This is a genomic window from Cupriavidus sp. 05T41, from assembly GCF_056396525.1.
The window spans coordinates 1-11776 of record NZ_JBFTLQ010000067.1; the positions used below are offsets into that span (position 1 = coordinate 1).

Consider the following 11776-nt stretch of genomic DNA (forward strand, 5'->3'; position numbering starts at 1 on the left):
ATCAATGCTCCGTGAAAAGCGCGGTTACAGCTTTCCCATTCCTCGATATCCGAGGCATGGTTGCCGCGTTCGATTGCTGTGGCTGCGTCAGCGATATCACTGTCCCTGATAAGCGGTACTGCTACCCGCAGCGCCAAGGTTTCCAATGCTGCTCGCATCCTTGTGATTTCCACGATGGATGTTTCGTCGAGATGCGCAACTCTGACGCCCTTGCGGGGTTCGCTGAGCACGAGTCCCTGCGATTCGAGTCGACGAAATGCTTCACGCACTGGTACATGACTGATGGCGAACTCGTGTGCGATCGTGTCTTGGCGTAACCACTCTCCTGGCATCAATTCACCCTTGACGATGCGATCGGCCACTATCTTTGCAATCCGCTCCTGCAATGTCAGATCTGTTGAAGCATCCATCTGAAGCTCGCACTGAGGTTAATTAAGGTGTCATTAAAATAGAAGGTCGCAAACGGACTCGACAGCATTTCTAAACGTGCCATCGATCACCATCGCTTTTATTGCCTCCAAATCGTCATACACCCATCTGTCGTCTTCGAGTGTCGCTGGAACTTTCTCCCGAAGAGCCTGAAGCGCTACCGCGGTACCAATTCCAAGTGGATATTCATTAAGACGGGGCTCAGACAGGTCTAACGCCTGTGCGGCGATCAGCAGCTCGGCCGCGACAATCGCCTGCGTATTTTGAATTACCGTCCGAGTCCGACGGGCGGCAAAGCAAGAATTGCTCACATGATCTTCGGTGTTTCCCTTTGCTGGCAAACTAATTGTGCTGGCGGGGCTGCATAGTCCTACATTTTCGAGAGTAAGACCCGTACCCATGCTTTGCACAACTGAGAAGCCAGTGTTTATTCCGGCCCGCTGAGCGATCAAGTTAGTAGGTAGGCCAAAATTGCAAGCGGGGTCGATGAGGCGGGCACTCCGCCTGTCACAAATAGCGCCTACATCAGTTACTGCCAAGGCAAGAAGATCCATTGCTTGCGCAATATATTGGCCATGGAAATGGCCACCCGAAACTACATCGTATCCTCCCTTTAGGTCGGAAAATATCAACGGATTGTCCGTTGCACTGTTCATTTCCGCTTTGAGAATGGTATCGATGTAATCGAGTGCGTCTAGCGCAGGTCCATAGACCTGCGGCGCACAGCGTAAGGAATATGCGTCTTGAATGCGGGGTTCAATCACAGCTTCCTGGGAGGCCTGGAGCTGAACTTGTCGGGCCGCTTCTGTGCACCGACCGCTGCCCGAAACGACATTGCGTATCGCGGCGGCGACGCGCCGTTGACCACGATGTGGTCGAGCCAGCATGACGCGGTCTTCGAAGCAGGACAGTTCTCCGCGCAATGCCTCAAGTGTCATGCCTAGCGAGATAGTGGCGTCGGTCAATAGTGACCGTGCGTCGTGTGCGGCCAAGACTGCATAGGCTAGGGAAGCTGTGGATCCATTGATGAGAGCCGTTGCGTCCTTTGCGTGCACATCCATGGTCGGTGCCAACCCCGCACGTTCGAAAGCGATTGAGGCTGGGATAACGTCGCCTTGGAACTCGACCTTGCTCTCAGCCATGCCCATGAGCGCGGCACTCATGATGGCGAGCGGCGCGAGATCCCCACTCGCTCCTACGCTTCCTTTGGCCGCGATGACGGGGATGATGTCGTGATTCAGCATCGCGAGCAGCCTATCAACAATCGTCTCTCTAACACCTGAGTGATTACTGGCGAAGGCGTTGGCCCTCATGGCCATCATGGCCCGTACGACTTCGGATGGCATGCGCTCCCCAGTGCTTGCAGAGTGAGAGCGCACAAGATTCCTCTGAAATTCCGAGATCTCTTCGCTTCCAATACGTCGATTTTTGAGACTTCCAACGCCAGTATTGAACGCGTACATCAGGGGAGCGAAATCGTTGAGCCAATTCTCCTCAATGTGAGCGCGTGTCGTGCGAAGTGCTCGCCGGGCGTGCGCGGACAACTCAACTCGGGCATGGTTGCGTGCGATTTCGATCACTTCGTCGGGAGTGAGAGTGGCGCCGTCGAGGGTAACGGTCACTTGGGTCATGGGCTGCTCCGTATTTGATAGATAATAGATAATAGATAATAACTCATCAGAACCGAGTGTCAAGAGATGCATGGGGCACATGCACGCGAGTTGCCGCTTGGTGGGAGGAGCTGCTAGCGGTCTTGAGTGATGTACGCCTCAGGCGTACTGGAACAGGGTGCAGGCAATTGGGGAGGCCATATGCAGCAGCGCGACTAGCTTTGGCGGCGCGTGGGGCGTTTGGATGACTCGCCGGGCTGTGGTGCGCCGTCAAGCGTTCAGTTGGGGGCTACAACCCTGGGGCGGCACGCCTGTCAGGTTGTCGCGTGAAGTAGGAAGGCGCGTCGCTGTGCCTTGATTTGCGCGACAAGCGATGCAAGCGCTTTGCATCAATCTGCTCGATCGCTGCAAGGGAGACGCCCGCCTGTCGACCGAAGACGGGCGCTGCGAGGACGAACTGTTCTTGCAACTGTTCGTCGAGTCCTATCTACTGACGGCCCCTGCGGGTTGCGGCGCTTGCGCCTTGCCGTGGATCGTTTATCCGAATCATCCGACGCGCCGGCGGCTCTTACCCTACTATGGCGCGGCGGCGAGCGTGCCCGCGGCGAACGCGGAAACACTATGCTTGGCCATAGACTTGGTCTCCGCAGGATTGGGGGCTTGCGTGGCGCCTGAGTCCTTGGTGCGCGGCCGTCCGGGTGTCGAGATCCGGCCTATCTGGGCTTCGAAGTGTCGCGACGTGTGGGCCTGTGGTATGCCGTGCAATCGCTCGACAATTCCGTCCTGGCTACACTGGTCGAGCAGCTGCGCACCGATCGATCATCCCGCCAGTTCTGCGTCTGGATGCTTAAGGCCGCCCTAGCGGCCGGGCGACGTTATCCCTGCATTCAATAACTGCGCTCGAAGGATTGACACGAACCCGACCAACTAGTAGATTGGTTGATGTTGTATAGATACCAAGTGCGCGCATGAAACATTGTTCTTGCGTTATGAGTCCCTCCAATGAATAGGCATGAGCGCTGATCTGTCTCCCCGTGCGACCGAAATTGCAGAGCACACTAAGCAACTGCTCGCCGCAGGCGGCTATCACGGGTTCAGCTATGCGGATCTGTCCAAACTGGTGCACATCGGCAAGCCCAGCATTCATCATCATTTTCCGAGCAAAGCGGACTTGGTGTTGACAGTGGTCACGCGACACCGCCAGCAGGCTCGGGAAGGATTGGCGGCTCTCGATCGGAATATTGAGGATCCCTTGGCGCGATTGATGGCCTACGTCAACTATTGGACGGAATGCATCCGCGATGGCACATCGACAATGTGTATTTGCGCCATGCTCGCCGCAGAATTGCCCATGATCCCGCAAGAGATCGTGGATCAGGTTAGAGGTTATTTCGACGACTTGACGACTTGGATAGCGACAGTTCTGGACAGTGGGGTGGCAAGGTCTCAGTTCAAGCTGTGCGACAGCGCGTTTGTCGAGGCTCAGACCTTTATGTCTACGGTACACGGTGCGATGTTGACCGCACGGGCCTTGGGCAACGCGGACTCGTTTCAGGCCATTTCGCGAGTGGCAATTGGTCGCTTGAGCGCGTTGAGTTGAGCATCCCTCATGGAGGCGGGCGCTACGGCGCTCATTTTTTGAGTTGTTTTATCGACCAACTAGTCGGTTGTTTGTTTGGGAAACAATAATTGCCGCCCTGCATTCGTCCAGCCGCCAGCGTTACGGCGATCAGGGCTTTACCTTCAGAAGGAGTCATTGTCCTATGCCTCATCCCATTTCCGCGTTGGGCGCGGGTCACACCATTCTCAGCTTGGCGACCTTCGCTGCGGGTCTCTATAGCTTCGCCCGATACCAAAGAATTGAGAGCACTACCCAGTCCGCCAAGATCTACTTGACCGGAATGGTGGTCTCGGTACTCACATCGTTTGGCTTGTCCAGTACAGGCGGCTTCAATGTTGGCCACGCACTGGGTATCGCGGCACTTATTGCGGTATTGGGCGGCCTATTCGTTCCGCGGATAGGGTTCTTGGGTGGTGCACGGCGATACCTTTCCCAGTTCGCATTCACGTTCAGCTTCTTTCTGTTGTTAGTCCCCGGGATCAATGAGACGCTGACGCGGCTACCGGCTAGTCATCCCATAGCGAGTGGTCCCGAGTCCCCCATCGTACGTGGCGCGCTTGCGGCGTGGCTGGGTATTTTTGTGCTGGGGTCGATACTGCAGTTTTCGTGGCTTCGTTCGTACCGCAGCCGTACATAGCCTGCGAAAACATATTCCAATAGATGGCTAGGCAATATGGCATCGCCAACCTCTGGCCAGAGTTTCGCCAAACTCTGAGCCTAGAACTAGACATTCCACCTAACAGTATTCCTCTCTCCCTCAAGCCGCATCAACGGCGGCCGATGATTTCTAGGAGCAGATTGTGCATGCCGGTCATGAGCAAATACAGAATAATAGGCATTCAGAGAACATGAAAAACATGCTTGATGATGACGAAGCCTTGGAGGGAGTGGAGTCGTGGTTTAACGGGCAAGAGTTGACAATCAAACTAGGCATTCGATACCCAGGGCGAAAAGCTGACGAGTACTTGGAGTCGTGTGCGGGTTGGTTGCTGCGCCTTGTCCGACATGCTCGCGGCGCAAGCATTAAATAGATAGGACGCTGCCGGGTAGCTACTTGTATTTCCCGTATCCTTCTTCAAGCGCTTTTCCAATGTCAGTGCGACGGAACGGTGGTTGAGGCCAGGGGCGCAGAAAACGGCGCCAGAATCAAACGCGCGCGTCTAGTACACCGGAAAGATATGGAGTTTCTATGGAAGACTCGTCGGTATACAGAGTTTTGCAAGCCGCCTGTGAAAGAGCTACATCATATTTGCAGTCAGTAAAAAGTCGGCCGGTAATAGCCTCACCCGAGGCCATACGCCGTCTCGACGAACTTAGGCATGCACTACCGCAAAAAGGCGTTGACTCGATCGAAGTCCTACGGCGCCTCGATGAGATCGGATCTCCTGCGACTGTCGCCACCGTAGGTGGACGTTATTTTGGCCTGGTGATAGGCGGTGCTTTGCCAGCTACCGTTGCGGCGAACTGGCTTGCGACGGCGTGGGACCAGAATGCATGCTTCCGATGGACTTCTCCGATTGCGGCGACTCTAGAAGACGTGTCGTTGCAATGGCTACGCGAATTGTTCGGTATGCCAGAAGGAGTCGCAGGGGCGTTTGTCAGTGGCGCGTCAATGGCCAGCCTTACCGGGCTGGCATCCGCACGCCACGCGCTTCTTTCGCGTTTGGGTTGGGACGTGGAAGCTAAAGGAATTTATGGCGCGCCCGAACTCCGCGTTGTTGTTAGTGAAGAAGTTCATGTGACGGTGTTAAAGGCGCTTTCGTTACTCGGCCTCGGACGCGAACGTGTTATTCGGGTCCCGACTGACCGCCGCGGGCGGCTCAAAGTCGATAGTATGCCGGCGCTCGATAGCCGTACAATTGTCTGCATCCAGGCTGGTAACGTGAACACCGGTGACTTCGATCCGGCGGCGGAAGTCTGTCGTCGTGCAAGAGAGTTCGGTGCCTGGGTCCATGTTGATGGTGCTTTCGGTCTCTGGGCACTTGCGAATCGGGATTTCGGTGCGTTGACAGCCGGCTTGGCTGAGGCAGATTCATGGGCGACGGATGGTCATAAGTGGCTCAATGTTCCTTATGATAGTGGCATCGTCCTTGTTCGAAACGCAGCGGATCTACGGGCAGCAATGTCAGCGAGTGCGGCGTACCTATCAGAGGGCGTCGAGGATGGGCGTGAACCCTCCCACTACACACCGGAATCCTCCAGACGAGCGCGCGGCGTCGAGATATGGGCTGCGTTGCTGCACCTCGGTCGCGACGGCATTTCAGATCTCGTTGGACAATTTTGCAGCCTTGCACGGCAGTTCGCTGACGGTCTTTCGAGCCACGGATACGAAATACTCAATGATGTCGTGCTTAATCAGGTGCTCGTATCCTTTGGATCGCCCGAGGCGACGCGAGCAGTGATCAATGCGCTCCAGGCTGAAGGCGTCTGCTGGTGTGGGGGGACGCTGTGGCAAGGCCGCCCCGCAATGCGCATCAGCGTTGCGAATTGGGCAACTACTGAGGCAGACGTCGAACTCAGCGTTCAAGCCATAGTACGGGCCGTGAAGAGTTCCCTGCCAGGGTGACGGCTTAGGGCAAAGAGGATGGCGCGGCGAGAGGACAGCCTCATTCATAGCAGCCAAAGACACGCTGCACATTGCGCCCGCTTCGCGTCAAATCCAACGTTGTTCTTTCGCCGCATGGGGAGTCTCGCTACCCCTTCGGAAACGTCCCCAGCGATGAGGCGGCGACCAGCTACTGTGGCTGGCCCTGCGCAACATCACCGGGAAGTGGGGCAATTCAACGCATGACTGGAAGGCTGCCATGAACCAGTTTGGGATCCTCTACGAGGAACGGTTCACACATCCACATTGTTGAGATAATGCTGGCTCACCGGACGAAATGATGGTGAGCCTTTAACTGTCCTGCGCACAAAGAAACTGACAGGCCCCGGAATGCGTCGTGCTCAGGTGCCCCAAGTCTCTCAATCCTGGGCGGTGATGTCGATGTCGCGCGTTTCCTTGAAGAAGATCAAAGCCAGTAGCGAAACAATCGTCCAGCAGATCGGATACCAAAGGCCCGAGAAGATGCTGCCGGTCTGCGCTGATATCCCAAAGACGAAGGTCGGTAGCAATCCTCCAACCCAGCCCGTGGCCAGGTTGTACGGGACCGACATCGACGTGTATCGAATTCGCGTCGGGAACATCTCGACAAGCGCCGGACCCACTGTCATCACTGACAGAATCGCGAAGCTAAAGAAGATTACCAACAGCAGAAAGACCATGATGCCGTTGAACGCGGAAGGATCGCTTCTCTCTGGATAGCCTTGATCAATTAAGAGCTTTCGCAGGTCGGTAGACATGCCCGTGCTCCGCACTTTGGCCTCGTCCGCGGAGAGGCCGGCTGCGTCGTACGCCTCGACAATGCCGCTGCCAACCCGAATCATTGTCGCCCCACCGACAGGGGCTTCCGCCAGCGAATAACTGATGCCGGCACTAGACAGTAGCTGTTTTGAGACGTCGCATGGTGACGTAAATTTCCGATTGCCAACCGGATTGAACATCAGTGAGCAGCTGTCCAGATTCGTCTGCAGAGTGACCGGTGCGTTCGCCTGCGCTGAAGCGAGTGCCGGATTGGCGTAATGTGCCAGCCCTTTGTAAGTAGGCATTACAATCGCCGCGGTCACCATGAAGCCGATGAGCAGCGAGTACTTGCGTCCGATGCGATCGCAGATCCATCCCGACAAGGGGAATACAGGTAGGCAGGCAGCCGTCGCCAACAGCACCACGGTATTGACGGTCTTGGGATCGACTTTCAGCGTCTGCGTCAAAAAGTAGGTCGGATACAGGGCCGCCATGTAGTACATCGCAGTCATGCCTGCACAGAGCGCGAAGGCTACGACGATGCGGCGCAAATTCACAGGGTCGAGAAACGCTTCCCTGATGGGCGCCTTAGATAGTTTTCTCGAGGCCTTCAACTTCTCAAATGCGGGCGATTCCTTCATCTTCAGACGAAGGCCGAGCGAAATAGCCAACAGCAAGATCGAACCGACGAACGGTATGCGCCACCCCCACACATCGAAGGCGCTGCCGGAGATCTCCCGGGCACCCAGGATAACGAGGAACGACATCAGTAGGCCAGCGGTAGTCGATGCAGTCGTCCACGACATATTGAGGCCACGCTGGCGCCCAGTAGAGTACTCGGCAACATACGTCAGTGCGCCCGTATATTCACCGCCCGCCGCGAGCCCCTGAAACACGCGCATGCAAATCAACGCAATCGGGGCGGCGATGCCGATCGTTGCATATGTCGGAAGCAACCCTACGCCGACGGTCGCTAGGCCCATCATGCTTATCGTCACGACGAATGTGCGCTTGCGCCCGATCCTGTCGCCAATTCGGCCAAAGATAAGTGCGCCCAAAGGTCGCATCATGAAGCCGATTGCAAACGTCAGCAATGCAAAAATGAAAGCTGTATTGGCGTCGACGCCCGAGAAGAACTTCTGGGCCAGCACGGACGCCAAGGAGCCATATAGCGCGAACTCATACCATTCAAAGGCCGTCCCGATCGAAGCCGACCAGATCGCGCGTGCCATCGGGGCCGGCTCGGAACCTGTCCGCTCGAGGCTACCCTCCATACCTGCGGAATTGCTCATGTTTGTTTGTCTCCAAAATCTAGGGTGGGCTAGGGCGCTTTTTTCTGCGCCGTAAATACAACTTGAATGGAACCTCAGGGCCCGTCCGCGACGCGCGGCGTGTGCTATGCACCAAATTTCACAGGCGCACCATTAGGTCGGGGACGACCTCGAACAGATCCGTGCAGAGGCCATAGTCGGCCACGGAGAAGATGGGCGCATCGGGACCTTGTTGATCGCGACGAACGCCTTGGCGCCCCTCATGCCTGCCAGGTGCTGGATCGCGCCGGAGATGCCAACTGCCACGTAAAGCTGCGCTTCGACGAATTTGCGCCATCTTGACGTTGGCGAGGTCGATGCCCACGCCGTCCGCCATCACGCGGACCTTTACATCAGAGTCGACCACCGGCTTGATTGGGACATGTATTTTCAAAATCTCACTCCTCTGTTCACACCTCGAGAGGCACGCGTCTCTACACGGCCTCGAAGATTGCTGCCATGCCCTGCCCACCGCCGATACACATTGATTCCAAGCCGTAACGTGCTCCGCGGCGGCGCAGCTCATGCAGCAACGTAGCCAGCATGCGCACCCCAGTCGCGGCAATAGGGTGGCCGAGCGAAATGCCGGAGCCATTGACGTTCAACCGCTCTTGATCGTTCCATTTCCACCCCTTGAGGACCGCGAGCACCTGAACGGCGAACGCCTCGTTGAGTTCGACAAGATCGATCCGATCAAACGAGAATCCGGTGCGCGCAAACAGGCGTTGAACTGCAGGCACGGGACCAATGCCCATTTGCGAAGGCTCGCACCCTGCCGCAGCCCAGCCGACCAGGTACCCCATCGGCGACAGTTCAAGTTCGTCGAGCTTGTCCTCGGCGACGATGAGACACGCGGCTGAGGCATCGTTCTGCTGGCTCGCGTTTCCGGCCGTCACAGTTCCACCGTTGCTGATCGGGCGCAGCTTGGAAAGCGACTCCACAGTGGTCCCGGGCCTGATACCTTCGTCACGCGCAAACAGCAACTCGTCACCCTTCTTTTGCGGGATTGAGACCGGTACGACCTCATCGTCGAACCGCCCACTCTCCCAGGCGTCCGCCGCACGCGCGTGGCTCCGGGCGGCGAACCCATCGGCTTCTTCCCGGGAAATGCCGTACTCGCGCGCGAGGTTCTCGGCTGTTTCTAGCATTCCGGAGATGTAGCCGAAGCGCTCCTCAGGCTGCGAACGCTCTCGTCCACGTTCGAGCCGGTCGAGCAGGCGCGCCGAACCGGAGCGTTTGCCCCAGCGCATGTCGGTCGAGTAGTACTCGATATTGCTCATGCTCTCGACTCCACCTGCGAGAACGACATCGGCGGCTCCACTCTGAACCATCATCGCGGCAGTAACGATGGACTGCAGGCCGCCTCCACAGCGTCGGTCGAGTTGCATGCCCGGCACCGCGATCGGCAGCCCGGCGTGCAATGCGGCCCAGCGGCCGATGCAAGGCGTTTCGCTGTTGGCATACGATTGCGCAAACACCACGTCGTCAATGCGCGCCGGATCAATGCCAGAGCGCGCTAGTACCGCCTGGATGACGGTACTCGTCAGCGCTTCAACCGGAACCCCGCGCAAACTGCCGCCGAATGTGCCGACGGGGGTGCGCACGGGTGCCACAATGGCAGCTCGTCTCATGAAATCTCCTTGAATGTGGGTTTCCGCGCGCCCGGCACTGTGGCGCGCGCAAGTTCGTCGCGATCCTCCGGATGCGCGATCGCGATCATCGCGTCGATACGTTGTGCAAGAGTGAGCGCACGTAGGTCAGCGACGCCGTACTCGGTCACGATGATTGCGGCGTCGCTGCGCGGCGTGCTAACCGGTCCCGCAATCCTGGGTACGATCCGGGCATGCCGGCCAGCACGCGACGGCAGTACCACGATCGGCAGGCCGCCACGCGAACGCCGCGCCCCACGCAGGAAGTCCATGGCGCCGCCGACGGCGCCGAGATACCGTCCGCCCGCGACTTCCGCGTTGACCTGTCCGCTTATGTCGACTTCGATGGCCGCATTGATCGCCACAAACCGGTCAATCGATTCGAGCACGCGAATGTCGTGCGTATAGCTCGTGGCGCGGAACTGGATAGCGCGATTGCGGTGCGCAAACCGATGAATGTCCGCTGAGCCCATGATCGTGCCGGCAATTGTTACGCCGAAGTCGATCGTTTTGCGGGCGTTGGTGACCACGCCCCGGCGCATTAGCTCCGCGACAGTGTCGCCGATCGCGCCGCTGTGAATCCCGATATCGCGATGACCGGACAGGGCTGCCAGCACGGTTTCCGGCAAGGCGCCGATGCCACATTGCACGGTGGCGCCATCATCGACGAGCCCTTGCACATGCGACGCGATCGCCAGCTCGACGTCCCCGGCTCGGCTTGCCGGCGCATCGGGCAACGCCCGCGACGACTCAACGAGCAGATCGAAGTCCGTCTTGACCAACCTCCGTGGACCGTAGGTCCATGGCGCCTGCTGATTGACCTCCGCAATCACCACGCGCGCCGAATCGATAAGGGGCACCAGATACTCGTGACTCGCGGACAGGCTGAAGCAGCCGTCAGCATCCGGGGGCGCGACCTGCAACAGCAGCACGTCCACCTTTGACGGACCTTCAGTCAGCACTTTCTCCAATGATGAATAATGAGCCGGCAAGATGTCGAGAACCCCGGCTTCGGCGAGTTGCCGATTCTGAGCTGTACCGCAGTATGAGCGGAAGTCCACCACATCCTCGAACGCTGGCTGCAGCGTGTCGCTCCAACTGGCGCCGATGAACACAGTGAAACGCCCACCTACTGCGTGGCGTTGTGCCATGAGCAGGCGCGTGAGCGTCACGGGCTCCGCAGAGCACTGCCCCCAGGCGACGGTGTCGCCTGGGCGGACCCAGCCTGCCAAGTCCAGGCTCGCGATGTCGCCAACGATCGTCATGATAGCTTTGTAGGCTTAAGGGCAAGTAACGATTGGGTCATGCGAAAGTCTCCTGCTAGTGGGGCTGGACCTCGTCGACCTCGCGGAGAAGGGCGTTGCGAAGCACTAATGCAATGATCGCGAGGCACAGGGGGGTGATCTGTCTTTTCCCACAATGGACGTCCGTCGATACCTCCGTCAATGCAAAGTCAAGAACCATTCCGTACTTCGAAAAACCGCTGTGTATGGCGTGGCCCCGACACGAGGTCCCTGGCAATGCAGAGCGGCTAGCCCAGCTCAATCCAGAGTTTTCAAAGTACGGAACGCAATGTGGGAGAACATTGACTTGCCATCAGGCGTCGCGCACGATGAAAAACAGAAACCGCCCGTGAATGACTTTTGGTCTGAAAGACGCGCCGGGTCGACACGTGGCGCCGCCACGTTCGGAGACATGCAATGAGAAATGTTTACAAGGATCCTGCACTACGAGATACGCCCAGTCAGATGCGCATCGGCAACGTAGTCAAATCCTGTCCCCTATCGAGGCGTCGAGACGTATGTGGGCCCGGG

The 11776-nt window shown here is 57.8% G+C and carries 8 protein-coding genes and 2 pseudogenes; 3 read left to right on the forward strand and 7 right to left on the reverse strand.

Going from position 1 to position 11776, the window contains the following annotated elements:
* Together AC1DKV_RS29920 and AC1DKV_RS29925 are read right to left on the reverse strand one after the other, a co-directional pair.
* A partial coding sequence (locus tag AC1DKV_RS29920) for a GntR family transcriptional regulator (protein ID WP_441643572.1) occupies positions 1 to 410 on the reverse strand: 410 nt, incomplete at its 3' end.
* Between the two features lie 33 nt (positions 411 to 443).
* Positions 444 to 2060, reverse strand: coding sequence for an HAL/PAL/TAL family ammonia-lyase (locus AC1DKV_RS29925; RefSeq protein ID WP_441622589.1), 1617 nt, complete (start codon positions 2058 to 2060; stop codon positions 444 to 446).
* 991 nt (positions 2061 to 3051) lie between these two features.
* Between AC1DKV_RS29925 and AC1DKV_RS29930 the strand changes: the two genes are divergently transcribed.
* A complete protein-coding gene (locus AC1DKV_RS29930) occupies positions 3052 to 3639 on the forward strand; it encodes a TetR/AcrR family transcriptional regulator (RefSeq protein WP_441622591.1) in 588 nt (195 codons plus the stop codon).
* 31 nt (positions 3640 to 3670) lie between these two features.
* Here AC1DKV_RS29930 and AC1DKV_RS29935 read toward each other — a convergent pair whose 3' ends face one another.
* Positions 3671 to 4003 carry a hypothetical protein gene (locus tag AC1DKV_RS29935; RefSeq protein WP_441622593.1) on the reverse strand — a complete coding sequence of 111 codons (333 nt, stop codon included), beginning with the start codon at positions 4001 to 4003 and terminating at the stop codon, positions 3671 to 3673.
* Between the two features lie 846 nt (positions 4004 to 4849).
* On the opposite strand from AC1DKV_RS29935, the gene AC1DKV_RS29940 reads away from it, so the two are divergent.
* A complete protein-coding gene (locus tag AC1DKV_RS29940) occupies positions 4850 to 6226 on the forward strand; it encodes a pyridoxal phosphate-dependent decarboxylase family protein (RefSeq protein ID WP_441622595.1) in 1377 nt (458 codons plus the stop codon).
* Positions 6227 to 6363: 137 nt separating this feature from the next.
* A pseudogene (locus AC1DKV_RS29945) lies at positions 6364 to 6518 on the forward strand (IS256 family transposase); the annotation flags it as partial.
* Positions 6519 to 6624: 106 nt separating this feature from the next.
* On the opposite strand, the gene AC1DKV_RS29950 reads toward AC1DKV_RS29945, so the two are convergent.
* The 4 genes and pseudogenes from AC1DKV_RS29950 to AC1DKV_RS29965 form a co-directional block, all read right to left on the reverse strand.
* Positions 6625 to 8295: an MFS transporter gene (locus AC1DKV_RS29950; RefSeq protein ID WP_441622597.1), complete on the reverse strand. Its 1671-nt coding sequence runs from the start codon at positions 8293 to 8295 to the stop codon at positions 6625 to 6627.
* Positions 8296 to 8413: 118 nt separating this feature from the next.
* A pseudogene (locus AC1DKV_RS29955) lies at positions 8414 to 8604 on the reverse strand (FAD-binding protein); the annotation flags it as partial.
* A 143-nt stretch (positions 8605 to 8747) separates the two neighbouring features.
* Positions 8748 to 9944 carry an acetyl-CoA C-acetyltransferase gene (locus tag AC1DKV_RS29960; protein ID WP_441622599.1) on the reverse strand — a complete coding sequence of 399 codons (1197 nt, stop codon included), beginning with the start codon at positions 9942 to 9944 and terminating at the stop codon, positions 8748 to 8750.
* Positions 9941 to 11227: an acetyl-CoA hydrolase/transferase family protein gene (locus AC1DKV_RS29965; RefSeq protein ID WP_441622601.1), complete on the reverse strand. Its 1287-nt coding sequence runs from the start codon at positions 11225 to 11227 to the stop codon at positions 9941 to 9943. Before AC1DKV_RS29965 ends, AC1DKV_RS29960 begins: the two co-directional genes overlap by 4 nt.
* Positions 11228 to 11776: the final 549 nt, after the last annotated feature.